Annotated in this window: 21 protein-coding genes, 1 tRNA gene, 2 pseudogenes and 1 other annotated feature; of the genes and pseudogenes, 17 read left to right on the top strand and 7 right to left on the bottom strand. The window is 63.4% G+C overall.

Annotated features, from left to right (window positions below):
* Positions 1-102: 102 nt before the first annotated feature.
* Both Q0579_RS07065 and Q0579_RS07070 read left to right on the top strand, forming a co-directional pair.
* Positions 103-387 (top strand): annotated as a pseudogene (locus tag Q0579_RS07065) (transposase); the annotation flags it as partial.
* An 86-nt stretch (positions 388-473) separates the two neighbouring features.
* Positions 474-1,756: pseudogene (locus Q0579_RS07070) on the top strand (IS3 family transposase).
* Positions 758-872: a sequence feature (AL1L pseudoknot), on the top strand. It overlaps the preceding pseudogene by 115 nt.
* Positions 1,757-1,915: 159 nt before the next feature.
* On the opposite strand, the gene Q0579_RS07075 reads toward Q0579_RS07070, so the two are convergent.
* The 5 genes from Q0579_RS07075 to rfbC form a co-directional block, all read right to left on the bottom strand.
* Positions 1,916-1,989, bottom strand: a tRNA-Gly gene (locus Q0579_RS07075).
* A gap of 103 nt (positions 1,990-2,092) precedes the next feature.
* Positions 2,093-2,965, bottom strand: a complete 873-nt coding sequence (rfbA, locus tag Q0579_RS07080; protein ID WP_298810538.1) for a glucose-1-phosphate thymidylyltransferase RfbA — start codon at positions 2,963-2,965, stop codon at positions 2,093-2,095.
* Positions 2,962-3,906: a dTDP-4-dehydrorhamnose reductase gene (rfbD, locus tag Q0579_RS07085; protein WP_298810541.1), complete on the bottom strand. Its 945-nt coding sequence runs from the start codon at positions 3,904-3,906 to the stop codon at positions 2,962-2,964. The genes rfbA and rfbD overlap by 4 nt, the downstream gene beginning before the upstream one ends.
* Positions 3,903-4,955, bottom strand: coding sequence for a dTDP-glucose 4,6-dehydratase (gene rfbB / locus Q0579_RS07090; RefSeq protein ID WP_298810544.1), 1,053 nt, complete (start codon positions 4,953-4,955; stop codon positions 3,903-3,905). Before rfbB ends, rfbD begins: the two co-directional genes overlap by 4 nt.
* An 8-nt stretch (positions 4,956-4,963) precedes the next feature.
* Positions 4,964-5,530 carry a dTDP-4-dehydrorhamnose 3,5-epimerase gene (gene rfbC / locus Q0579_RS07095; protein WP_298810547.1) on the bottom strand — a complete coding sequence of 189 codons (567 nt, stop codon included), beginning with the start codon at positions 5,528-5,530 and terminating at the stop codon, positions 4,964-4,966.
* Positions 5,531-5,748: 218 nt separating this feature from the next.
* On the opposite strand from rfbC, the gene Q0579_RS07100 reads away from it, so the two are divergent.
* The 3 genes from Q0579_RS07100 to Q0579_RS07110 all read left to right on the top strand — a co-directional run bounded on the left by Q0579_RS07100 (position 5,749) and on the right by Q0579_RS07110 (position 8,586).
* Positions 5,749-6,783 carry a replication initiator protein A gene (locus Q0579_RS07100; protein WP_298810550.1) on the top strand — a complete coding sequence of 345 codons (1,035 nt, stop codon included), beginning with the start codon at positions 5,749-5,751 and terminating at the stop codon, positions 6,781-6,783.
* Positions 6,784-7,216: 433 nt separating this feature from the next.
* On the top strand, positions 7,217-8,113 hold the full coding sequence (locus tag Q0579_RS07105; protein WP_298810553.1) for a helix-turn-helix domain-containing protein: 897 nt from the start codon (positions 7,217-7,219) through the stop codon (positions 8,111-8,113).
* A gap of 227 nt (positions 8,114-8,340) precedes the next feature.
* Positions 8,341-8,586 (top strand): hypothetical protein, encoded by a 246-nt coding sequence (locus Q0579_RS07110; RefSeq protein WP_298810556.1) that lies wholly within the window; start codon positions 8,341-8,343, stop codon positions 8,584-8,586.
* Positions 8,587-8,627: 41 nt separating this feature from the next.
* On the opposite strand, the gene Q0579_RS07115 is transcribed toward Q0579_RS07110, so the two are convergent.
* Complete coding sequence (locus Q0579_RS07115) at positions 8,628-9,794, bottom strand: glycosyltransferase family 2 protein (protein ID WP_298810559.1); 1,167 nt, start codon at positions 9,792-9,794, stop codon at positions 8,628-8,630.
* 510 nt (positions 9,795-10,304) lie between these two features.
* Here Q0579_RS07115 and parA point away from each other — a divergent pair.
* Together parA and Q0579_RS07125 are read left to right on the top strand one after the other, a co-directional pair.
* Positions 10,305-10,958, top strand: a complete 654-nt coding sequence (parA, locus tag Q0579_RS07120; protein ID WP_298810562.1) for a ParA family partition ATPase — start codon at positions 10,305-10,307, stop codon at positions 10,956-10,958.
* A complete protein-coding gene (locus Q0579_RS07125; protein ID WP_298810565.1) occupies positions 10,955-11,251 on the top strand; it encodes a ribbon-helix-helix domain-containing protein in 297 nt (98 codons plus the stop codon). Before parA ends, Q0579_RS07125 begins: the two co-directional genes overlap by 4 nt.
* Before the next feature lie 118 nt (positions 11,252-11,369).
* Here Q0579_RS07125 and Q0579_RS07130 read toward each other — a convergent pair whose 3' ends face one another.
* On the bottom strand, positions 11,370-12,893 hold the full coding sequence (locus Q0579_RS07130) for a hypothetical protein (RefSeq protein ID WP_298810568.1): 1,524 nt from the start codon (positions 12,891-12,893) through the stop codon (positions 11,370-11,372).
* Positions 12,894-13,359: 466 nt separating this feature from the next.
* On the opposite strand from Q0579_RS07130, the gene Q0579_RS07135 reads away from it, so the two are divergent.
* The 10 genes from Q0579_RS07135 (at position 13,360) to Q0579_RS07180 (ending at position 24,940) form a co-directional block, all read left to right on the top strand.
* Complete coding sequence (locus Q0579_RS07135) at positions 13,360-14,583, top strand: O-antigen ligase family protein (RefSeq protein ID WP_298810571.1); 1,224 nt, start codon at positions 13,360-13,362, stop codon at positions 14,581-14,583.
* A 39-nt stretch (positions 14,584-14,622) separates the two neighbouring features.
* Positions 14,623-15,360 carry a polysaccharide biosynthesis/export family protein gene (locus tag Q0579_RS07140; RefSeq protein ID WP_298810574.1) on the top strand — a complete coding sequence of 246 codons (738 nt, stop codon included), beginning with the start codon at positions 14,623-14,625 and terminating at the stop codon, positions 15,358-15,360.
* 11 nt (positions 15,361-15,371) lie between these two features.
* Positions 15,372-17,573 (top strand): polysaccharide biosynthesis tyrosine autokinase, encoded by a 2,202-nt coding sequence (locus Q0579_RS07145; protein ID WP_298810577.1) that lies wholly within the window; start codon positions 15,372-15,374, stop codon positions 17,571-17,573.
* Positions 17,500-18,756: a hypothetical protein gene (locus Q0579_RS07150; RefSeq protein WP_298810580.1), complete on the top strand. Its 1,257-nt coding sequence runs from the start codon at positions 17,500-17,502 to the stop codon at positions 18,754-18,756. Before Q0579_RS07145 ends, Q0579_RS07150 begins: the two co-directional genes overlap by 74 nt.
* A 1-nt stretch (position 18,757) precedes the next feature.
* On the top strand, positions 18,758-20,092 hold the full coding sequence (locus Q0579_RS07155) for a hypothetical protein (protein ID WP_298810583.1): 1,335 nt from the start codon (positions 18,758-18,760) through the stop codon (positions 20,090-20,092).
* Positions 20,089-21,192, top strand: coding sequence for a glycosyltransferase family 1 protein (locus Q0579_RS07160; protein WP_298810586.1), 1,104 nt, complete (start codon positions 20,089-20,091; stop codon positions 21,190-21,192). Before Q0579_RS07155 ends, Q0579_RS07160 begins: the two co-directional genes overlap by 4 nt.
* Before the next feature lie 109 nt (positions 21,193-21,301).
* A complete protein-coding gene (locus Q0579_RS07165; RefSeq protein WP_298810589.1) occupies positions 21,302-22,177 on the top strand; it encodes a glycosyltransferase in 876 nt (291 codons plus the stop codon).
* Positions 22,178-22,180: 3 nt separating this feature from the next.
* Entirely contained in the window at positions 22,181-23,074 is an 894-nt protein-coding gene (locus tag Q0579_RS07170; protein ID WP_298810591.1) for a glycosyltransferase, read from the top strand.
* Positions 23,075-23,145: 71 nt separating this feature from the next.
* Complete coding sequence (locus Q0579_RS07175; protein WP_298810594.1) at positions 23,146-24,036, top strand: glycosyltransferase family A protein; 891 nt, start codon at positions 23,146-23,148, stop codon at positions 24,034-24,036.
* Positions 24,037-24,100: 64 nt separating this feature from the next.
* Positions 24,101-24,940: a glycosyltransferase gene (locus Q0579_RS07180; protein ID WP_298810597.1), complete on the top strand. Its 840-nt coding sequence runs from the start codon at positions 24,101-24,103 to the stop codon at positions 24,938-24,940.
* The last annotated feature ends 96 nt before the right edge of the window (positions 24,941-25,036 follow it).

Consider the following 25,036-nt stretch of genomic DNA (forward strand, 5'->3'; position numbering starts at 1 on the left):
GCCGGACAGATGGCAGCATCCGACTACGTGTCAGAACTTCCAGATACCGCTTGCACCCGAAGGGGCGTCCACAGATGATTCAGGCTCCGCAAGGAGACCGGAATGAGCGATCTGTTTTGGCTGACTGATGAGCAGATGGAGCGGCTGCGGCCCTTCTTTCCCAAGAGCCACAACAGGCCTCGGGTAGACGACCGGCGGGTGCTGAGCGGCATCGTCTTCATCAACCGCAATGGGCTGCGCTGGCGAGATGCGCCAAGAGCCTATGGTCCTCACAAGACACTGCACAATCGACGGACGCGCTAGGGCGAGCGAGGCGTGTTCACGCGCATGATGGAGGGGCTGGCTGCGGGCGAGGCCGAGCTGAAGACCGTCATGATCGACGCGACTTAGGGGTCGGTTCCGGCTGAGGGCGAAATGACACCCTGAACCGCCCCGGGTTTGTCGGAGGCTCCAACTCCTGAGAGGAAGGGGCTATGGCGAGCAAGACGACGAACAAGTTTTCGCTTGAGGTACGTGCGCGTGCGGTGCGGATGGTGCTGGACCATGAGGAGGATCACCCGTCGCGCTGGGCTGCGGTGGTGTCGATCGCGGCGAAGATCGGATGTGTAGGCCAGACGCTGCACGAGTTGGTGAAGAAGGCCGAGGTCGACAGTGGCGCCCGCGCCGGGGTGCCGAGCGATGTTGCCAACCGGACGAAGGCGCTGGAACGCGAGAACCGCGAGCTGCGGCAGGCGAACGAGATCCTGCGCAAGGCGTCGGCGTATTTTGCGATGGCGGAGCTCGACCGCCGAGCGAGGTGATGGTGTCGTTTATCGACGCGCATCGCAAGGTGTACGGTCGAGCCGATCTGCCGGGTTCTGCCGATCGCCCCGTCCACCTATCATGCTCATGCAGCCATAAGGATTGAGCCAACCAGACGGTCGGCTTGGACTCGGCGTGATGATGCGCTTGGACCGGAGGTGCGCCGCGTGTTCGAGGAGAACTTCCGCGTCTACGGCGTGCGAAAGGTCTGGCGGCAGCTGCGGCGCGAAGGCTTCGACGTCGCCCGTTGCACCGTTGCCCGACTGATGCGGGCGAGGGGCGGAGCAGCTCAAGGTTCCGACGATGCGTAGTATCGTTGGAATGGCTGCGGAGGGCTGGCTGGCGTGATCCGCGACAAGCCGGTGCGCACCACTGTCAGCGACAAGGCGGCACCGTGTCCGCTCGACCGGGTGGACCGACAGTTCCGCGCGCGAGCACCGAACATGCTGTGGGTGTCGGACTTCACCTACGTCGCGACCTGGGTGGGGTTCGTCTACGTGGCTTCGTCATCGACACCTACGCCCGCCGGATCGTTGGCTGGCGCGCCAGTCGGAGTGCGCATGCCGGCTTCGTTCTGGATGCGCCCGAGCAAGCGCTGCATGACCGACGACCGATGCGGGGTAGCGGCCTCGTCCACCACTCCGACCGCGGCAGCCAATATGTGTCGATCAAGTACACCGACCGCCTTGCCGAAGCCGGCATCGAACCATCGGTTGGCAGCGTCGGCGACAGCTACGACAACGCTTTGGCGGAAACCATCAACGGCCTCTACAAGGCCGAGGTGATCTACCGCCGCAGGCCGTGGCGAAGCTTCGAGGCGGTCGAGTACGCCACGCTCGAATGGGTCCACTGGTTCAATCATCGCCGGCTGCTCGAGCCTATCGGCAACATTCCGCCCGCCGAGGCCGAAGAGCAATACTATGCCGCCGAGGACATCATCGATATGGCGGCGTGACTCACATCCAACAGCCTCCGGCAAACCCGGCGCGGTTCACCTCGCGCATCACCTGGTCTTCAGCCAACCGCAGACAATCCCGCAAGTACAAGAAGCTAAGACAACCGTGATTTACTATTTTGCTGTTGATAGATGCTTAAGCATAGTACCATAGAAGGCTGGAGCGGGTGAAGGGAATCGAACCCTCGTCGTAAGCTTGGGAAGCTTCTGCTCTACCATTGAGCTACACCCGCACATCGGCTTTCAAGCCGTCGCATCTGTGAGCGGCCCGTGAACCGCTGAGCACTTGCTGCTGTGCAGCGACTTAGGCGCTCCGTCAAGCGCGTCCTTGCTGCCTTATCGTGCCTCCTCGACCGCGTTGAGGATCGCGCGGCCATAGGCGGTCTTCTTGTAGCGCTCGCCCGCGGCACGCGCCTTTTCGACACCGATCCAGCCGCGCTCGAAGGCGATCTCCTCGAGACAGGCAATCTGGATACCTTGGCGGTTCTGCAGCGTGCGAACGAACTCGGATGCTTCGAGCAGACTGTCGTGCGTGCCTGTATCGAGCCAGGCGTAACCGCGGCCCATCTGCTCGACGAAGAGGTCGCCCGCCTCAAGATAGAGACGATTGAGGTCCGTGATCTCTAACTCGCCGCGCGCGCTCGGCGCCAGGTTGCGCGCGTAGTCGACGACGCGATTGTCGTAGAAGTAGAGCCCCGTCACCGCACAATTTGACTTCGGCTGTGCAGGTTTCTCTTCCAGACTAACGACGCAGCCCGCGTCATCGAACTCGACCACGCCGTAGCGCTCCGGGTCCTCAACGCGGTAGGCGAAGATCGTTGCGCCCCGCGAGCGCGATGTGGCGCGTCCAAGTAGCTCGATTAACTTCGCACCAAAGAAGATGTTGTCGCCGAGCACCAGTGCGACGTCGTCGTCGCCGATGAAGTCCGCGCCGATCGTGAACGCCTGCGCCAGCCCATCGGGGCTCGGCTGCTCGGCGTAGCTGATCGAGATGCCGAAGGCGGAGCCGTCCTCGAACAGCCGGCGGTAGTTGTCGAGATACTCTGGCGAGGAGATGATCAGCACGTCGCGGATGCCCGCGAGCATCAGCACGCTGAGCGGGTAATAGATCATCGGCTTGTCGTAGACGGGCAGCAGTTGCTTGTTGACCGCGAGCGTTGCGGGGTGGAGCCGCGTGCCCGAGCCGCCCGCCAGGATGATGCCCTTCACTTCACGTCTCCGATCAGGTCGTTCAGAATGTCGCCGAGCGCGTCCTGCCAAGGGCGGGGCGCGATACCGTAGGCCTGCTGAATTGCCGAATGGCTGAGCAGCGAGTTGGCCGGGCGCTTTGCCGGCGTCGGATATTCGGCGGTGGTGATGCCCGCGACCTCGGCCGAGGCTCCGCCGCGCGCCGCGGACTGGCGGAAGATCTCGCGCGCGAAGCCCGCCCAGGTGATCTCGCCGGCGTTGGAGAAGTGGAACGTGCCGGTCGGCGCGTCTGCGTCCGCGATCAGCCTGAGCGTGATCACCTGCAGCGCCTGCGCCAGATCGGCCGCGCTGGTGGGTGAGCCACGCTGGTCGTCGACGACGCGCAAGGTCGGGTTGGTCGCGGCGACGCGCAGCATCGTTTTCACGAAATTGTTGCCGTGCGCCGAGACGACCCAGGCGGTGCGCACGATCGCGTGACGCGCGCCCGAGGTACGAACCGCGAGCTCGCCGCCGAGCTTCGACGCGCCATAGACGCCGAGCGGCGCGACCGCGTCGTCGACTTCCCACGCGCCCGCCTTGTCGCCGGCGAAGACGTAATCGGTCGATACCTGGACGAGCGGAATGTTACCTTGCGCACACGCCTTGCCGAACGCCGCGGGTGCCATTGCGTTGACTGCCCAGGCGGTAACGAGATCGCTCTCGGCCTTGTCGACCGCGGTATAGGCCGCGCCATTGATCACGGCCGCGAACGGTTGTCCGTCGTGCCCGGCTGCGACGTACTGCTCGATCGCACCTGCATCAGTCAGGTCGAGGTCGGCGACGTCTATCGCGACGACCCGGACGCCCGCCGGCCAGGTGAGCCGCTGGAGCTCAGTGCCAAGCTGGCCGTTGGCGCCGGTGACGAGGATTACACCTATCGCCGTGTCACTGTGTCGGTCAGTCGACGTGTCGACAGCACTCACGCCGCTACCCCACGGCGTTCGGACGCCTTGGCCGCGACCAGCGGGCGCCACCAATCCTCGTTGGCGAGGTACCATTCGACCGTCTTGCGGATGCCGCTCTCGAACGTCTCCTGCGGGTACCAGCCGAGTTCGTCGCCGATGCGGCTCGCATCAATCGCGTAGCGCTTGTCGTGGCCGGGACGGTCGGCGACCTCGCTCATCTGCTCGGCGTAGGGCCGGCCGTCGGCGCGCGGGCGCAGCTCGTCGAGGATCGCGCAGAGTGTACGTACCACCTCGATATTCTGGCGCTCGTTGTGCCCGCCGACATTGTAGGTGCGCCCGATTTGTCCACGCTCGAACACCGCCTGCAGCGCGCGGACGTGGTCCTCGACGAACAGCCAGTCGCGCACCTGGTCACCCTTGCCGTAGATCGGCAGCGGCTCGCCATCCAACGCCTTGGCGATCATCAACGGCACCAGCTTCTCGGGGAAATGGTGGGGCCCGTAATTGTTCGAGCAATTGGTGATCAGCACCGGCAGCCCGAAGGTGTGGCCCCAGGCGCTCACCAGATGATCGCTACCCGCCTTGCTGGCAGAATAGGGGGAGCGCGGGTCGTAGGGCGTTTCCTCGGTGAACAGCCCGGTGTCGCCGAGCGTGCCGTACACCTCGTCGGTCGAGATGTGGTGGAAACGGAACGCGGCGCGGGCATCCTCGTCGAGCCCCAGCCAATAGGCGCGCGCCTCAGCAAGCATCGTGTAGGTGCCGACCACGTTGGTCTGGACGAACGCGCCCGGCCCATCGATCGAGCGGTCGACGTGGCTCTCGGCGGCCAGATGCGTGATGACGTCGGGCTTGAACTCGGTGATCGCGCTACGCACCGCGTCGGCGTCGCAGATGTCGCCTTGCACGAAACGGTAGCGGTTCGAGTCCGCAATGCGCTCCACGGTCGACAGCGTGCCGGCATAGGTCAGCTTGTCGAAGTTGAGCACCTCGTGGTCGGTGTGCTCGATCAGGTGACGAACGAGTGCCGAGCCGATGAAGCCGGCCCCGCCGGTGACGAAGATACGCATGATCGATCTCAAGCAAGCGGAGTGAGCGGTCCTCCGTGGTACTCGAAAGGACTGTCGAAGTTGCTAATCGTCGCCAGTGATCGATCCTTGGCGGACAGGACGGGTGTCTGACCCGCCGGGATCGGCCACGTGATCCCGATGCTATCCCACCGGATACCACCGTCGTAGTCGGGCGCGTAGGTGTCCGAGCATTTATAAAGCACCTCGCATTCGGACTCGAGCGTCAGGAAGCCGTGCGCGAAGCCCGAAGGAACGAACAACTGGTGCCCGTCTGCAGCGCTGAGCTCGGTACTTGTCCATTGCCCATAGGTCGGCGATCCGCGGCGTACGTCGACAACGACGTCGAAGATGCGCCCTCGAATGCAGCGCACCAGCTTGTTCTGCCCGCGTGGAGGCGTCTGGAAGTGCAGCCCCCGTAACGTGAATGCCGCCGAGGAAAAGGAGTGATTGTCCTGAACGAAGCGGCAATCCAGCCCCAATGCGGCGAAGCGGAGCTCGGAATAAATCTCGCTTAACCAGCCGCGATTGTCGCGATGGCGTTCGGGTGTGATCCGCCGAACCGTGGCTATGCTCATTGAATGCCCCCCGAGCGCAACGGATGCCCTTACCTATCCCCTCGCGCAAGACTTCGCGCCGTCGCCACGCTATGATCGTGCGGATGACGGCCGCACCATCACCCGAGGCTATTTCCTACTCGAAAGCACGAACTCGCGTCGTTCCGGTGAGCAGGATGTCTCGGTGCTCCTTCGCATTCCCCCCTCAAGTTCGTGCTTTCGAGTAGGAAATATCCGGCATGACCCAAGTGCCCGCCAAGCCGTCCGCCCCCCCTGCCCGCACGCCTGCGCCCGTGCGCAAGCGCGATGGGAAGCCGCTGTCGCAGCGCGACCTGTTCCAGCTAGACAGCCCCTTGTACGGCGAGATCCGCGGCGAGCGCTCGCTGATGGCGTTTCCCTTCTTCGCGCTATCGAAGAACGCGTGGATGAAGCCGCTCAGCTACGAGCACGCGACCGTCTCGATCGAGGTGCGCCCGTCCGCTAATGGGGTCGCCACGATCTACGACAAGGAGATCGTGCTCTACATCGCCAGCCTGATGGCGGCGAAGCTTGAGGCGGGCGAGGATGTCGCGCAGGATTTTGTCTTCACCGCGCACGACCTGTTCTCGGTCACCGGCTCGAACCACTCGGCGCGCTCCTACCAGCGATTGTCCGAGGCGCTCGAGCGGCTGCAGGGTACGCAGATCAAGACCAACATCGAGGCGGGCGGCGAGGGCGAGGAAGGCTTCTTCTCGTGGTTGTCGGAAGCGCGGCTGCATTATTCCAAGACCAAGACCGGCGAGCGGCGTCTGAAGGCCGTCAAGGTGCGGCTGTGCGACTGGCTGTTCCGCGCGATCCTGCGCGATCGGCAGGTGCTCAACTATGCAGCGACCTATTTCCAGCTCGGCCCGATCGAGCGGCGCATCTACGAGGTCGCGCGCTCGACCTGCGAGGACGGGCGGATGGAGATCGATCTCGCGACCTTTCGGCTCCAGATCGGCTATCAGAACCCGCTGTCGAACTTTCGCGCCGCGATGCGCGGGATCGCGGGCACGGACGCGATCCCCGATTACGCGATCGAGCTGATCGAGGACGAGGCCCCTGCCCCAGCCGCCGACGTTGGTGAGGGCGCCCAGCGCCGCGGACGCCGCGCCGCGCCCGCGCGCGTCGTCATCAACTATCGGCCGGAGCAGGCCAGCGAGGCGACCGACGAAGACGTTAGCGGGCTGATCGACGGAGGCGCCGAATCACCGGCCACCGGCGCGCACGAATCGACGCGCGGGCTGCCCGAGTAACATCGATCAATTCTACTCGAAAGCACGAAGAGTGCGGCTATTTCCTACTCGATAGCACGAACTCTTCGCGCTTATTCTACCCGAAAGCACGAATAGACCGCGTGTATTCGGGGTTTTGTTCGCCGAATTCGGCATTTCCTACTCGAAAGCACGAACCGTAGCCGCTTTCTTTATTGGATTTTTCTTGCGACACCATGCGCAGGACCGGCGCTGATGCCGGCACGAACAGGAAAGCGGCTGTGACCACATAAAGGAAAGCCCGGCACGAAGGCCGGGCATCCCGAAAGGTTGATGGAACGACGTCGCCAAACGTCGACCCGGGGTCAGTCATATGCCCCTTCCAGATACCGTCGAAACCTCTCCGGTTCAAGGATGCGCGTCTCGCGCCACGCTCTTTTTTGACCCTGGTCCCAGCCCTCGACGGGGATGGACGATGACGGCTTATACGCTCGGTGAGGCGGGCGCGCTGGCGCTCGTGCGGATTGGACGACGCGCGGGCGCGGTGTCGCAGGATACTCGCCCCTTCACCTGTTCCGCGGGTGCGGAGCATGCGGCCCCGTTACTGCATCATCCGGTGTTGCCCGGCAGCCGCGAAGTGGGAACGTTCGAGGACGCGTTCTTTGCGATCCCGGCGAAGGGTGAAACCGACCGCGTGCTGCGTGCCGCACGCCGCGCGCTGGATGCCGCGCGGATGCTCCGGCGGATCGAGCGCCGCGGCGAGCGCGTGCTCACCGCGTCCGAGCGGCTGGTCGCGCGGCTGAGCGCGGGCGCGGTGCGGGTGCTGGAGGAATTGCTCGCGCTCGCGCGACTCAATCGCGGGCGCGTTTATCCCAGCTATGACCATCTCGCGCGCGTCACGGGTCTGGGTCGCGCGACCGTCGCGCGCGGGCTGAAGCTGCTCGAGGAGATCGGTTTCCTCCTCCGCCAGCGCCGCTTCGCGCGGCTGCGTGCCGAGGGCGCGGGACCGCGGATCACGCAGACCTCGAATGCCTATCGCCTGATGCTGCCGCAGACCGTGCTCCGCCACCTGCCGCGCTGGCTGCGCCCGGCCCCCCTGCCCGTCGACGCGGAGCAGCAGGCTGCCGAACGAGCGCGCGAGCAGGCGGCGATGCGACAAACGCTGTCGTGCCGCGAACTCGCACTGGCGACGCTCGACGGCCCGCTCGGGCGGATGCTCGCCAAGCTCGGCGCCGCGATCGACGCGCGCGAGGCGGCGAACCGCGCCAGGCCTAGTCCGACCTCGCCGAGCGCGAGTCTCACGATGGTCCGTAACCCCTTGCCCAGTTATCTACCCCCACACGCGAGCAAGACTGACGACGTCGGACGGTGATCGCGTATCACCTCCTGTTGCCGGCGGTTGGATCACGACCGATCCAATCAACCCAACACCCGGGGGCAAGGAGGTTGGTGTATGCGAGAGCCACTTTGACGCCGTCGACACCGCATCCCATTGGTGTCCGTCGATCTGCGACCAGGCACATGAAACAGACGACCAGTCGCCTCGACTTCTTGCTGCAACGCAGCTAACACAACGATGTGTAAAATCGGGAGTTTAACATGTTCAGCAAGTATTTCGCGGCGCTCGCCGCATCGGCACTCATCGCCGCTCCGGTCGCTGCCGCGCCGGCGAACCCTGCCTCGTCGCTGTCGGTCGCCAAGTCGGTGCGCGCCGCGGCTCCCTCGGCCGGCAAGAGCGATATCGCGGCGGGCGGCAGCGGGCTGATCATCGCGATCGCGGCCGCAGCCGCAGTGATCGTCGGCATCGTCATCATTGCCGACGACGACGATTCGGACAGCAACTAAGCCGATCCCCTGCCCCGCCGGCGACGGTGGGGCAGGAAGCTTCACGCGCCCGCGCACAGCACAACCCTCGCGCGGCGCCGTGGCCGGCGTGGTCGCCAGACGAAATGCGTCGCGACCCCGAAGTTGAACACCGAACTCATCAGCGCCCCCGCTACTCCTGCAAGCGGCCAGCTTCCCATCTCATTGAGCGTCAGATTGGCGACCGAGATATTAGCGAGCGCCCCCAGGCTGCACACCGCGCTGAACACCAGATAGCCGATCACGAACCGCGCGCCCCTCAGCCGCGCCGAGCGATAGGTGATCGCGTTGTTGAGCACGTAGTTGAACGCCATCGCGGAGAGCGTCGCGATCCCCTGCGCGCGCAGGAACGACGCCCCCTGCCCAATCGCTACGTCAAGCACCGCGAGATGGCACATGAGCCCCAGCCCGCCGATCGCGCAGAACAGCACGAAACGCGGCGGAATCAGCCCGCGCGTCAGCTTGTCGATCAGCAGAAACGCGTACTCGATCAGCACCACGACATCGAGCTTGCTGGTGCCGGCGTGGCGCGCGCGAAAGACGTAGCCGACCTCCGCCACCTTGAGCGGGCCGGGTGACGAGGTCAGGATATCGAGCAGGATCTTATAGCCCTGTTGCGACAGGTCGTAGATCGCCGCCTCGACCACCGATCGCCTGACCGCGAAGAACCCGCTCATCGGATCGTTCACGCGCACGCCCGCCAGTCGGTGCGCGATCCAGGTGGCGACGCGGCTCATCCGCTGGCGGCCCACGTCCCACGCGCCCATGCCGCCCCCTTCGACGTGGCGACTGCCGACGACCAGGTCGACGTCGGTGGTCCGCAGCAGGTCGAGCATCAAGGGCAGCCGCGTCTCGTCGTGCTGCAGGTCGGCGTCGATCACCGCGACGAGCGCGCTCTCCGCTGCCAGCACGCCCTCGACCACTGCGGACGCGAGCCCTCGCCGCCCGACGCGGCGGATGCAGCGCACCGGCGCGCCCTCCCCCGCCAGCGCCGCAACCTCGTGCGCGGTACCGTCGGGGCTGTCGTCGTCGACGACGATCAGTTCCCACGAGGTCTCTCCCATCGCGTTCGCGATCGCGAGGGTGAGCGGGCGGATGTTCTCGCGTTCGTTATATGCGGGGGCGACGATCGACAGCGCGGGCAGGGCACGTGAGGCCCCAAAGCGCGTAGGTTCGTCCTCGTCCTTCACCCCTATTCCTTCAACCTTGGCATTGCGATGGCGCGGCTAGTGCCGGTCGCCCTGGCTTATGGCAACAATCAAACGTGTGGACCTGTAGTGCTGTCGACAGGTATGATTTAAGGCGTTTAGCCGCCGTGAGCGCTCGTGTGCGGTGATGGTGCAGCACAATGGCAGGAACCCCGAGCGAACGCGCGTTCACGCTGAGGCAGATCTATAATCTCGCCTCAAGGATCGTCGTCCGCAACGATCGGGAATAGGCGCTTGCTACCAACATCTGGACGGCGCGAAGTTTCGCGACAAAGCGATGAATGACAGCTCTACCTGTCGAGGTGTAGACATGTCGTTTAGCCGACAATATCCGTATTCGTCCGGGACGGCGAAACCCTGAAGCGTTCTGCCGAGAGAGAACTGCCTTCGACTCACTATGCCGACGATCCCTTCCTCAATGAGGATTGTCAGAACACAAAATACTTGCATACACTCACTCCCGTCTTCATGTAGACACGTAGGGAGTTCGACATGGCGACAATCGCAATTATCAGCCAGAAAGGCGGTGCAGGAAAGACGACGCTCGCGATTCATCTCGCCGCGGCCGCGCATGAGGCGGGACGCATCGCACTGATCGTCGACACCGATCCGCAAGCAACCGCCAGCCAGTGGTCGGCGTGGCGTGGCGAGGCGGCACCCGAGGTCATCGACAGCCCGCCGCCGCGGCTCGCCGCAAAGGTTAAGGCAGCGGCAGGGCAGGGGGCGGAGCTGATCGTTATTGACACGCCACCTCACGCCGACAGCGCCGCGCGCGCTGCAGTCGAGATCGCCGACTTGGTGCTGATCCCGTGCCGCCCCAGCGCATTTGACCTGTCTGCAATTCAGACCACCGCCAAGCTGGTACAGCTACTCAGGAAACCGGCCTTCGTTGTCTTCACTGCCGGCGCGCCCAATGCGCCGCGCATCTATACTGAGGCGGGCGAGTTGGTGGAGGGCTATGGCACGCCGGCTTGCCCGGTGATCATTCCCGACCGGGCTGCCTATCGCCACGCGAGCGCCGAAGGGAAAAGCGTGCTGGAAAGCGAACCTACCAGCCGCGCCGCGTCAGATATCCGACAACTCTACGAGTGGACATGTCGACAAGTGGGCACTCAGCCGCGCTCGGTTAAGGGAAAAAGATCATGAGCCGCAAACCCAGTTTCGCCAATCTGCGCACGCAAGCCCCGGCCACTTCCACTACGCTTTCTGTTCCTTCATCGGTCGTGGTGGCGCCGACGCAGCAGGGCAGGGAAGGGGTTACGGCCGCGCGCGCTGCTAGCCGCGAAGGACGCAAGCAGATCGCCGGCTTCTTCAGTCCTGATATGTCCTTCGCAATGCACATGCTCGCGAGACGAGAGGGGCGAAGCCTCCAGGCGCTGATGGCCGAAGCGTTCAACGATGTGTTGCGAAAATACGGTGAGAGCCCCATCGGAGATTAGAAACCGCCTGGCACGCTGCACCATACAGGTAGCTTGGAGCGATCCTACCAGCCCAGTGTTCGCAAGGACCGGCGTTGCATAAAGCCGCGCCGGTCGTCGTATCTTGCCTCGTTTGTCATCAGATCGTGTCCGCCCACAAACCATTAAAGATGAAGCTGGCTTCGTGTGCGGCGACCAGATCAATCACCATGCAGAAATGCGTCGCCCATGACGGTGCAGTCCGTTGGGTACGCGACGACGCAGGCGATATCAGCGCGAAACGATCGGTCGGCGCGTCCACCGTCTGCGTTCCCACCGTTTCCAGGCGTACCGTGATCGGAAGCCGATGCTCATCCTGGCCATCGATCCGCGCCCACGCCGGAGACACGTACAAGGTACCGTTGCTGCCGGGCCGCGCAGGATCGCGCCGAACGCGAAAGCCCGACAAGACCGTGTCGCCGTCCTGTATCGGAAGCGCGATCAGGATGAACGCGGCTGCGGAGTTGCTGCCGTATGTCTTGCTGGCAACCAGGCCCTGCTCGTTCGCCACGCGCCCACGGGTAAGCTGGAGGTTGGCACCGGGCTGCGCGTGACGATCGGTAATCGGCTGCCGGGTATCGGCCGTTCGCCACACAGTGTCCTGCCATGCCTTGGCTGTGAAGTCGGGGTCGGACAAGCGTGTCCGTCCGTCATGCAGCCGCGGCGGGATGGTGCCGAGATCGTAGGATTGAGTACCGCGTACCCGAATCAGACCTACACCTTGCCCCCAGCACATCGGACGGGCAGCGCCAGAGTCGGCCGGAACGAAATTGTGCACGATCATATCGGTCAGGTGCACTGCTGAGCCCTTGGCCACATCGATGATGCTGTGCCCGGGCCATGACTTCGCCTGGTTGATCAGCCACCCTCCATCCAGGCGAACGAACCCTCCATCACCCGCGCAGCGGATCGGACGATCCTGCCACGTGTCGCTTTCATGATGGCACGACGTCGCCAGTATCGAGCCCGCTTTCACGTCGTAGAGCGTCTTGGTGTAATCGAGCGAACAGCTTTGCAGGTGGAGCGCACCGTTTCCGGCCGACATGCGAACAGCCGTGCCCGAATTGTACAAGGTGCAGCCTATCAGGGCATTACGCTCGCCGTTATCATGGGCCCCGGGATAATCGACGCAAAGGTCGCAGCCGAATACCTCGCAGTGCAGCAGCACGTTGTTGTAGGCATGGTCGCCGAAACGCAGGCCGGTCCCGCACTCAAAAATCGACAGATTCTCGATCAGCAATTGAGCTGAGGTGGCTGCGTTGGGAGAGTCGAAATCCACTCCGATGCTGCGCGTTGCCGATCCGGCACCCTTGATGCGGATCGCACCGGACATCATTCCCTTATGCCCGTAATTGTTTTCAGGCTCGCCGCGCGCACCGGTGGACGTGGCTGACACACGTAGATAGCGTCCTTCCCAGCCACTGAAATCCAGCAGCGCGACGCCCATCATCGATGTGCGCGACGCATCCAACACCAGACCAGACCCGCAGCGGTAGGCCGTTCTCGCCTGTAACAACACGATGCCGCCCTCGGGACGGGCCGCAACCGCGTCCAGCGCGCGCTGCACCGCCGGCGCATCGTCGGCCAAACCATCGCCGATCGCGCCGAATTGTTCGGGCGTCATTGTGACGGCGTTTGCCGCAACCCCGGCCGACGCCGCAGGCGCACCCAACGCTGACTGCGAACTGGACGCAAGCGAAACACTCGCCAAGACGCCTAAAACCGATCGACGCGAGGCATGTGGGATGTCGGAAATAGCTGCGGCTCCTATGTGTTCGGGCTGGATTACGTCTTGGCCCCGGTCGCGTTCCCGTGTGCGCGCTGGTTGGCCTTACGGCAAAGTGCGACTATGCCGCGCTCGCCGGTTGAGCGTTCTGGCTCGCCATTTCTACTGTTGAGTGATCATGCAAGCGAGCCAGTCGGGATTGCAGCGTCGAAGGAAATCAGGGCATCGATCGCATCGTGGATCCCCGAGATCATCATGGAATGCCGGTAAGGGCGAGTTCCTGCTGGTCGCCGCTTACCTGCTGATCGCCGGACTGTTCGGAGGCGGCCTCCTGGCGTGGACGCCCGGCAACATGGTGCTGATGGTGGCGACGATCGCGATGACGGTTGCGCTCGCGTGGCGCGACGGCTTCACTGCCTTCGCCCGTGTATCGTTGCCGGGGCAGATCGCGTTGATCGGCATTGCGGTGCTGCCGCTGCTGCAACTGATACCACTGCCGCCCACGATCTGGCATGCGCTTCCAGGACAGGATCTGCGTCGTCTGACGCTCGGCCTGGTGGGTCTGGCGGACACGTGGCAGCCGCTGACGCTCGATCCCGCGGGAACCGCCTTGTGCGCGGTGATGGCGGTCGGCTTCGTCGCGTTCACCGGTTGGCTGCTGCGGCTTTCCAACGCCGATTTTCAACGCTTGTTTTTGGTCGTCATGGGGCTGGTGCTGCTGAATATAGCGGTCGGGCTATTGCAGGTGTTCAGCGATGGACGCTGGATGGCGCTACAGGCCAACATGGGCGCTACGTTGCTCGGCTTCTTTGCCAACAAAAATCACATGGCGCTCGTGCTCGCCTGCTCAATCCTGTTGTTCGGCCTGGAGGTCAGCCGTCGGCCACGGTGGCGCGAGCGACGGCGCTTGCTGGTGGCGGGCTATATCGCATTCGCGCTGGTTGCGATCGTGGTTACCAACAGTCGCGCTGGATTGGCGCTGGGGGTGCTAGCGGCGGTTGTGGTGCTGCTGGACCTGGCGCGCGGCGTAGCCTTGCGCTGGCGCGTGCTGACGATCGCGCTGGTTGCGGTGCTGGCCGTGGTGGTCATGTCTTCGTCGGCGTTTGAAACGGTTGCCGGGCGAGTGGACAACGTCGACAGCGATCTGCGCTGGCGTTTCCTAGGCTGGTCATGGCCACTGGCCGAGCGATATGGATGGTTGGGCAGTGGGTTCGGATCGTTCCGCACCCTGTTCATCACGACCGAGCAGCTTGCCTGGGTAAAGCCTACCATCGTGAATGCGGTGCACAACGATTACCTTCAATTGCTGATCGAAGGCGGCGTGCCGGCGCTGATTCTGTTGGCGCTTCTGTCGATCTCGCTGGTCGGTGCCGTCTGGCGCCTGCGCGAGTTGCCGCGATCTGCGTCGACGCGGCATCAACTCCTGTTCGGTTTCCTGGCAGTGCTGCTGTTCGCGCTGCACAGCGTGGTCGATTACCCGTTACGGCGCGCGGCTGCCTGGACCTTCTTCGCCTTGGCCGTGGCAGCGGTTTACCGCAGCGTAGCGGAAGGTGGTGTCTCAAACGACGCGAACAGCGAAGCAGCTTGATGGATAACGAGCCCTGCTGCTAGTGGAAGCGCTGGAATATTGATCGGCACCGGTTTTTCTACTCACAAGGGTTTTGCGTTGCGTCTTAAATTCGCACCGGTCTTGGCGATCGCCGGCATGGTTTCGGGCTGCGGTGGCGGCTCCGGTATTCCGATGGGGGGGGAATTGCCTCCGGCCGAGCGTGGCGGCATCATCACGCCGGTCGCCAGCCAAGATTATCGTCTGGGGCCGCTCGATACCTTGTCGATCAAGGTGTTCCGCGAACCCGAATTGTCGTTCGACAGCCTACCTGTGTCGCTCAGCGGAAAGATTTCCTATCCGCTGCTGGGCGAGTTGTCGGTCGCAGGTCTCTCCACCGCGGAGGTGGCCAGCACGCTCACCAATCGGCTCAACGCGCGCTACCTGCGTAATGCCAGCGTCTCTGTCTCGCTCGATCGTGCGGCCAACTTCGTCGTTACGCTGGACGGCGAGGTAAGAAAGCCAGGTGTGTACCAGATACCGGGTGCCCGCCTGTCGCTGCTGCAATCCGTGGCACTGGGTGATGGCGTAACTGAGAACGCTAAGCTCAACGAGATCATCATCATCCGCGAAACGAACGGCAAGCGATACATCGCTCGCTTCGACCTGAACGAGATCCGTGCCGGACGCATGGCAGATCCGCAAATTCAGCAATCGGACATCGTGGTGGTCGGCTACGCGCAGTTCACATCCTTGTTCAGATTGGGGCTTGCCGCACTTCCGGGTGTCGCCGGTCTCTTCATCGCGCTTAATCAGTAAGGGCCGAGCCCATGCAGTTTCCGTTCAACGGGGCCGCTTCCGCGCCAGCCTCTACGCCGCCCGCGAGCGCTTCCGAACGCATCGAGTCCACGACGTCCAGCCACGCACTGCGTGAAATCTGGGCCGCAGCCTATCGATCACGTTACTGGATCGCGGGTATCTTCGCCGTCTGTATCGCGCTGGCGATCACCGCCGCGCTGCTGACCACGCGTCTATACCAGGCGACCGCGTCGGTAGAAGTTCGGCAGGAAGCGGCCAAGGTGCTGGGGACCGAGGCCGATCAGGAAACGTCGCCCAACGCCGATACCGAGCGGTTTCTCCAAACCCAGCTCGACATCATCCGCAGCCGCGGCGTGGCGGAAGCCGTCGCCGAGCGCGAGGCATTGTTCAACGGCGACGCGTTTCTTCGCTCGATGGGGATTGAAGACGAAGGCACAGGCGTCCCTACGGGCATGACCCCGCGCGAAGCGCATCGCGACCGCGTTCTGCAGTTATTGCGGGGCGGCATGACGGTGCGTTTCACCGGCACCACCCGCATCGCCAACATCTCGTTCACCAGCCCTGATCCACGCCTGTCGGCGCGGATCGCCAATGCTTTCGCAGATGCCTATATTCGCAGCAATCTAGCGCGAAAGGCAGGGGCGTCGGTTTATGCTCTCGATTTCCTGCGTGACCAATTGGCCGAAGCGCAGGCGCGGCTCGCCAAGTCGGAGCAGGCGGTGGTCGATTACGGCCGGCGCACCCGCATCGTCGATGCCGGTAACGCGGCCGGGTCCGGCGGTTCCTCCGACAATGCAGCGCGTCCGCAATCACTGATCACCGCGCAATTGGTTCAGTTGAACCAGGCTTATTCCACCGCCATTGCCGACCGCATCGCGGCGCAGCAGAAGTGGAATCAGATTTCGGGCTTGCCGGCGCTGAGTACGCCGGACGTGCTCAACAACAATGCGGTGCAGCTCCTGCTGGAGCGGCGCGCCGATGTTCAAGGTCAGTATCAGCAGCAACTGGCTACCCGCCGCGAGGATTATCCAACCGTAGCCGCGGCCAAGGCGCAGTTGCGCGAACTCGATCGCCAGATCGGCGCGCTGGCCGGCAACATCCGCAACGGCGTCCGCAATGCCTATCAGATCGCGCAAGCGCGCGAGCAGCAACTGGCAAGCGAGATCGACCAACTGAAGAACAGCACCCTGTCCGAGCAGAACCAGGGTATCGAGCTGTCGATCCTACGGCGCGAGGCGGACACCAACCGTCAGCAATATGAAGCACTGCTTCGCCGATACAATTCGTTGAACGCCGAGTCCGGCATTCAAACGAACAACCTGTCGATCGTTGATCGCGCGAATGTGCCGGATCGGTCGTCCTGGCCCAAGCTGTCGCTCAACCTGGCGCTGGCACTAATCCTGGGCATGCTGTTGTCGGCCTTGTTCGTCTTCCTGCGCGAACAATTGTTCAACGCAGTCCGCACACCGGATGAGGTGCGTGCCGCCACGGGCCTGTCGATCCTGGGCGTCGTGCCCTCGACCAACACGCCTGACCAGGACATCGAAGACCCCAAGTCGGCGCAGAGCGATGCTTATGGCTCGGTTCGCACCAGCCTGTCGCTGTTGTCGGCCGAAGGCGTACCGTCGACCATGATGTTCACCAGCACGCAACAGGGCGAGGGTAAGTCTTCCGCTTGTCGCGCCATGGCGCTTAGCCTCGCGCGGCTCGGCCGGCGCGTGGTGATCATCGACGCCGACCTGCGTCGTCCCAACATCCATCGCCTGTTCGGTCTGACCAACCGCAACGGTCTCAGCAACGTGCTGTCGGGTCAGATCGACGCGACGCAGGCGACCCGCAGCAGCGACAACGGTAAGATCGACTTCATCGTCGCCGGCGACATCCCGCCGAACCCGACCGAACTCATGAACAGCCCGCAGATGACGGCGCTGCTGGCTGAGCTGCGCGAACGCTACGACACCGTGCTGGTGGACTCCGCACCGGTGCTTGGTCTGGCGGACGCGGTTGTGCTGTCGAGCCTCGTTGACGCAACGGTGTACGTCATCGAGTCCGGCCGCAATCCGGTTCGTCAGTTGCAGGCATCCTTGTCCCGCTTGGCGCAGGGTGGCGGCGCGGTTGCTGGTGCCATCCTAGTGAAGTTTGATCCTGGCCGGTTCGGCTACGGTTATGGCGCGGAATATGGCTACAGCTACGATTATGCCGAGCGCAGCTAAGCCGGGCCTTCCGCGGCGCGCGATCGCCGCGGTAGTTACGGCCGCGGTACTGCTAGCAATCTTCAGCTATGCCGCGGTCGCCGCGACGGCGCTGGCGCGGGTCAGCGCGGCACGATCCGGGGCGCTGCTCGCCACACTTGATGCAGCGCCGGCGGCTCTGCTTGACCGATTGAGCGATGCGACGGTGCACAAGGCCATCACCGCGGCACCGCTCGATCAGCGCGTGATGAACGTTGCAATGGCACGCGATGCGAAACTGCATGGTGGTGCGCGGACACCGGCGTGGCTGGCGGTGGTGGCGCAACTGGGATGGCGCGACACGACGGCGTTGCAGAACCGCCTCTATGCGATCGCGTTGCGCAACGAGTTGACCGGCGTGCTCGACATCAGCGACGCGCTGCTGCGCCGTCAGCAATTGATCGATCAGGTTACGCAGATCCTGCCGCTACTTGAGATCGAACCGACGTTGCGACCCGCGCTCGTCGATCGGCTCGCAGCACAGCCGGGCTGGCGTGGCGTCTATCTCGCGACATCGATCGGCAATCTCAAAACCGCCCAGCAATTGACTGGCCGCGTGCGGGTGATCGAGGAACTGGCGCGTCGTGGCCCGATTACGAAAAGTGAGGTGGTACCCAGCATCAATGCGCTCGACCGCGCTGGTCTGCAATCACAGGCTTATGCCCTGTGGCAGCGGGTGCAACCGGGCGTGACCCGTCCCCTAGACGACGGCCAGTTCGCGCGCGCGAGCCGTAGCTACGACGCTGACCACGATCCCGTCCCTTTCCAGTGGCAGATGATGACGGGCGAAGGATTTAGCGTCGACGCGACCAAGGACGGCACGCGCACGCCGCTGATGATTGATTGGAATGGACGCGGGGTCCCGGTGTTCGCACAACAGCGCACGTCGGCGACGCTGGGGCGCTACGCGCTCGAGCTTGACGTCCCTGCCAGCGACATGCCGGATCTGCCGGCATTGTCGTTCAAGCTGATCTGCGGGGACACAACTACGTCATTTTCCGCCGTGGCGGGCAACCCTGCGCGGCTGCGTACGGCAACGGCGGTGCCATGTGCATTCCCGCTGCTGCAGATCGGCGCGGACGTGCAATCATCCGCTGCCGCGCACCAAGTGACGATCAACCGCATCACCATGCGGCGGCTAAATGCCGTGCCTGACGCGAGCTGAGATGGCGACGCAGTTCGCCGCCATTCCGCGCGCCATACCACCGGCGAAGCGCGCGTCCATCTACGACTGGGTGTCGCAAGGCTTCGTCAATGGCCTGTTCTTTCGGGCATTGCTGCTGACCGCACCGATCCAGAGTGTCTTGCTGACGCCGGTGCAGGGCAGCACCGCTGCCTTCCTGCTCGTCTTGCTCTCGCCAGCGATCCTGATCGGCAACGATTCACGTTTCTTGCGGCTGCTAGCCTTCTACGCCGCCTTTGTGCTGTTCTACACGATTTATCTGGCGTTCAGCCTGTCCGGATACTTGATTGACGTACCGGATATGAGTCAACTCTTGGTGATTAAAGAGATATATATTAGTGGTTATTTAAAGCAGACACATGTTACGCAAGGTGTATATTTGCTTGCGGCTGTATTATTCTGCTACTTGTGCTTTGAGTATTATCAAGAAGCGTTTTTGAAATACGCGTTTTTTGGCGTCCTGCTGCTCGCGTGCTATGGGTTTTACGAGTTCATCTATTATGCAATTTTCCATAGTAATGGCGACATATTGTCCAATCGCAACTTCGGCGACCTGGATACGGCTGCGGCTGGTGCCGGGTCGGGCAAATATGTGACGGGCAGCGTAGTGCAGGGATCGACGCTGTTCGGTTCGAACTTCATGCGACTGAAAAGCCTGACCGGCGAGCCGTCGATGTACGCACTGACGGTGACGCCATTCGCCGTCTACGCTTATGCGCGCCGGTGGTGGGCGCTGTTCGGCATTCTGGCGTTCTCGCTGCTGCTGTCGACCTCGACCACAGCGATCATCGGTCTGGGTGTTGGCATCAGCTACACGGAGGTTCGACATCGGCAGGACTTTGTCCTGTACATCGCCGCGGCGTTGCTCGTCGCCGTGCTGTTGTATGCGACCTTGGATCCGTTCCAGCGCGCGCTCGACACCTTGCTGTTCCAAAAGCTGGATACGGTATCCGGCAACGAGCGTATGTCGGCGTTCATGAATCATGTGCGGATCGTGACTGACGGGAATATTCTTCGATTCCTGTTCGGACTGGGTTTCGGTTCAGTCCGCTCGACTGACATGCTGTCCAACCTGCTCGCCAACGTCGGGGTGGTGGGAACCTGTCTCTACTTCGGTGTGATATTGGCGCCTTGCGTGCGGCTGCGCAAAGGAGCGGACAGTGGCGCCATCGTCGCAGCGTTGCTGGCGATCTTCTTCATGGAAGCGATCACCGTGTCCGAATATTCATATCTTCCACCATGGTTCATGGTCGCGCTCGGCTATGCCCGGGTGCGTCAGCAGCGCGTGGCCCTGCCGGCACCGGTGCCGACATCATGAGGCTGGCGCTTAACGCACGCTTTCTGAATCGACCGGTGACGGGCGTCGAACGGCTCGCGCTGGAACTCGGACGCAGTGTGCGCACCTTGCTGGCCTCGCGCGGTCAGCCCGACCTGGAGATAGTGGTACCCGCTGACACCCCCGTGGTCGACAATACGGCCGTGTTTGGGGCGCCCGCACCGCATGTCTCGGTCATCGGCCGTCTCGGCGGGCATGCGTGGGAACAGGCGGAACTCGCGCGCGCGCTACCGGACGCTTGGCTCCTCAACCTGTGCAATACCGGTCCGCTCACGCGCCGTCGCCAAGCATTGCTGATCTGCGACGCACAGGTGATACTACACCCTGAATCCTATTCGCGGGCATTCCGCTGGTGGTACCGGGTGATGATGACGCTGGCGAGCCGGCGTGCAGCCGTCGTTTTCACGATATCAGACTTCTCCAAAGCACAACTCGAGCGTTTCGGTCTGGTGCCGCGCGGCAAGGCGCAGGTGCTGCGGTTGGGTATCGACCATCTCGATAGGGTGAAAGCCGAACCCGAGGTGCTGGTACGCCATAAGCTCGATGGCCGCCCGTTCCTGCTCGCGATCGGCTCACTGGCGCGGCACAAGAACCTTGCCATGCTGATCGACGCGTTCGTGGCAGCCGATTTGCCAAATCTAGATTTGGTGGTGGCGGGCGGCGGAAACGCGAAAGTTTTCCAAGGTGCGGGGCTGCGCGAGGCGCCTAACATCCTTTTTCTCGGTCGGGTAAGCGACGGCGAACTCAAGGCACTGTACGGGGCGGCCTACGCCTTTGCCTGCCCGTCGCTGACTGAAGGATTCGGCTTCACGCCGCTGGAAGCGATGCGGATGGGCTGTCCGGTGGTCGCTACGACGGGGGGCGCGGTGCCGGAGGTGTGCGGCGATGCGGCGATCTACGCCGATCCGCATGACATGCACGCTTGGACAATGGCATTGCGCCGGATCGCGGGTGATGAAACACTGCGGGCTGATCTGGCGGATCGTGCCGGCACGCGCGCGGCATTGTTCACGTGGCAGTTGACGGCGCAGCAGCTTCTCGACGCACTGACTGCGTCAGATGACTTGGTAAACAAGGGGTAGGGTACAGAACGACCCAGGAGCGCTGGCGGCGAAACGGTCGCGGGCTGGTTGTTCAATCACCCGGTGCGATCACGTCGACTTTCGCTACGTCATGAGTTAGGCGGCGCGCATGATCGACATGGGTGAGATCACGAGCGCGCTCGACGCGGGGGTCGAGCGACGGCTTGAACAGGTGCGCGGCACGCGTGCAATTCCGCGCGTCATTCATCAAACCTATTTCAGCAAAGACCTGCCGGCACCCCTGCGCGCCAACGTTGATGCATTGCGTGCGCTAAATCCCGGCTGGGAACACCGTCTCTACGATGATGCCGATATCGAACGCTTCATCGCGGAGGAATATGGCCCGGCGATCCTGCGCCGCTACCATGCGATCGCGCCGGGCTACGGCGCGGCGCGCGCGGATCTGTTCCGCTACCTGCTGGTGTACAGGATGGGTGGGGTATATCTCGACGTGAAGAGCGGCGCCGACCAGCCGTTCGACGCGGTGCTGGGCCCGGATGACGCGTTCATCGTCGCGCAATGGCACGACAGTGTCGACAAGCCGGATACGCTGTTCCACCCCGAACTGCGCGGCATACAGGGTGGCGAGTTCCAGCAGTGGCACGTTATCGCAGCACCTGGGCATCCGTTCCTTCGCGCGGTGATCGAGCGTGTGCTGCACCTGATCGACAGCTACAATCCGTACCGCGTCGGCGTTGGACGCCACGTGCTGCGGGTTACCGGCCCGATCCCCTATACGCTGGCGATCGTGCCATTGTTGCCGCAGCATCCGCACCGCCGTATTCGGGACGAGCGCACGATCGGGCTGTGTTATTCGGTGCTGGCCGGACAAGCACATGAGGGACATTTCCGCGGTCATTATTCACGTCGCCGTACGCCGATCGTCGGCCGCGATCGTGGCCTGATCGCCAATGCCCCATTGGTGGCATTTCTGGCCGCACGCAGCCTGATCAGGCGCGTGTTGACGAAACTCGGACGGGGTTAAGCCATGCGGACGAGCGACGACATCGCGCGTGTGCTGGACCAGGTCGCTCGACGTGCGGCATCGCAAGCACACAGCGGGGGACTGGGCAGGGCGATCCCCCGTTTCATCCACCAAATCTACTTAAGCGGTGAGCCGCCCGCGCCCTTGCGCGCCAATGTCGAGGCATTGCGCGCGCTCAATCCGGACTGGGAGCACCGCCTTTACGATGCGACCGCGGCTGAGCAGTTCATCGCGGAGGAATATGGTCCGGCGATCCTGCAACGCTATCATGCGATCGCGCCGGGCTATGGTGCTGCACGCGCGGACCTGTTCCGCTACCTGCTCGTGTACCGGATGGGCGGGATATACCTCGACGTGAAGAGCGGGGCGGACCAGCCGTTCGATGCGGTGCTGAGGCCGGACGACGCCTACATCATCGCGCAGTGGGACAATGCGCCGGGTGGAACCCACTTCAACGCTGCGCTGCATCCTGAGTTGAGCGGCGTGCCGGGCGGCGAGTTTCAGCAGTGGCACGTCATGGCATCTCCCGGTCATCCGTTCCTGCGTGCCGTAATCGAGCGTGTGCTGCACCTGATCGACAGCTATAATCCCTACCGGGTCGGTGTCGGGCTCAACGTCATCCGCGTCACCGGACCAATCCCTTATACGCTGGCGATTGCGCCGTTACTGTCGCAGCATCCACATCGGCGGATCGCGACCGAGCGCGTGATCGGGCTGCATTACTCGACACTCGGTAATGACGACGCACACAAGCGTCATTTTAAAGGCCATTACTCGCGTCGACGAACCCCGATTGTCGGGCGCGATCGCGGCGCAATCGCCAATGCGCCATTGTTGTCCTTCCTGGTGGCGCGCAGCCTGATCAGACGTGCGCTGAAGGCGCTGAAACGAGGCTGACCCGCTGCATTGTTGCGCCGGAGGAAACAACCTAGAGCACAGCAACGCTGCGCCACGCTGGAAGACCCAACATGCCTGCCCCTGTTCCCTTGGAAACACCTCACGCACCCGCTCTGTCGATGGTGGTGGCGACCTTGGGGCGGACAGTAGAGCTGGAGCGCCTGTTCGAATCGCTGGAAACGCAGACGCAGCGTGATTTTGACGTGCTGGTGGTCGACCAGAACGACGATGATCGCCTCCATGCGCTGATCGCGCGCTGGTCCGAACGCGTGTCGCTACGCCATCTCCACACGCCGGGCGAGCGCGGGCTCAGCGTTGCGCGCAATCGCGGGTGGCCGACAACCACGGGCGCCATTGTACTCTTTCCCGACGACGATTGCTGGTACCCGCCACACTTCGTTGCCGATGCGTTGGCGGCGATGGGGCGGCACGATGCCGACGTGCTGGCGGGCCGCGCCGCCAAAACGACCGGCGAAAGCATTAACGGCCGTTTCGAGCCTGTCGCGTGTCGATCCACCCGGCTCAACGTGTGGACCACCGGGATCGAGTGGGTGATGCTTTTCCGCCGTTCGGTGCTGGAGGCGATCGGCGGCTATAGTGAGGATGTTGGGGTCGGTGCGGCGAGCCCGTGGCAGGCATGCGAAGGCGTCGACATCGTGTTGCGTGCCGATGCAGCTGGGTTTGGCTGCTGGTTCGATCCCGCCGTAGCGGGGCACCACGAGGAGATCGTGACCGTCGCGCCCGACCAGCGCGCACGGCGCAAGGCGCGCGCCTACGGCCGTGGCATGGGGCATGTGTTGCGCCGGTTCGATTACGGCGCTTTGGACAAGGCAAACTGGGTTGCGCGCCCCGGCGCTGGCGCGGTGGTGTCGCTTCTGCGCGGACGGAGAGCCAAAGCGGCCTATTACCTTCAGGTGGCGCTGGGGCGATTGGAAGGGGTGACCGGAAGACTGTTCGGCTGACCGTGCAACCGTTCCAGAAACAAGCTACCTCGGTGGTCGTATATATCAGCCATCAGGCAGGCCGATGACCGCTCAGTCGGATCGCATCATCCCGCGTGTCGTTCACCAACTCGCGATCGGTCAGGCCGTGCCGCCGAGCTTGGCGGCCGTACGCGCGGCACTGATCGACGCCAATCCCGGATGGGACTTTCGACTATACGACGGCGAGGCGGTCGAGCGCTTCATCGCGGCGCAATACGGCGCCGACATGCTGGCACGCTATCACCGGCTTCGCCCGGAATATGGCGCCGCACGAGCTGACCTTGCCCGCTATCTCATCGTCTACCGGCTCGGCGGATTGTACCTTGACCTCAAGAGCACGGTTGACCGTCCGCTCGAGGAGGTAGTGCGTCCGGATGACCAGTATCTTCTATCCCAGTGGCGCAATCGCCGCGGCGAGGAGCATTTTACCTGGGGGCTGCACCGCGAGCTGGTCGACGTGCCTGGGGGAGCATTGCAGCAATGGTTCGTTGCCTCGGCACCGGGGCACCCGTTCCTTCGCGCGGTGATCGACGAGGTCTGCGCTCGCATTGATCGCTACGATCCATGGCGCGACGGGGTAGGGGGAACCGGTGTGTTCCACGTCACCGGACCGATCGCCTACACGCGCGCGATCTGGCCGATACGGCACGACGCGCCGCATCGGCTGCTGGTGAATGAGCGCGAAGCCGGGCTGGTTTATTCCACCATTACGGGGCTGTCGCATCGTGCCCTGTCAACGAGCCATTATGCCCGCCGGCGCGAACCGCTGGTGGGGACGACGCCCACCGGTATAAAGGCTGCGATGCTCACCGCTCGGCAGCAACGGCGCGACCGCGGCGAGGTATGGTGGCTGCGTTGGCAGCGCCTCACCGGTCGATTGTGACTATTAATATAGAGCGCTAGCGGGCAAACGCTGCCTGCTTGGTAAGCGTCCGGTCTTCTCCACCTTGCTGACGAGGTGATGCGCAAGCCACAGGTG

Source organism: uncultured Sphingomonas sp. (assembly GCF_936927845.1).
GTDB lineage: Bacteria > Pseudomonadota > Alphaproteobacteria > Sphingomonadales > Sphingomonadaceae > Sphingomonas.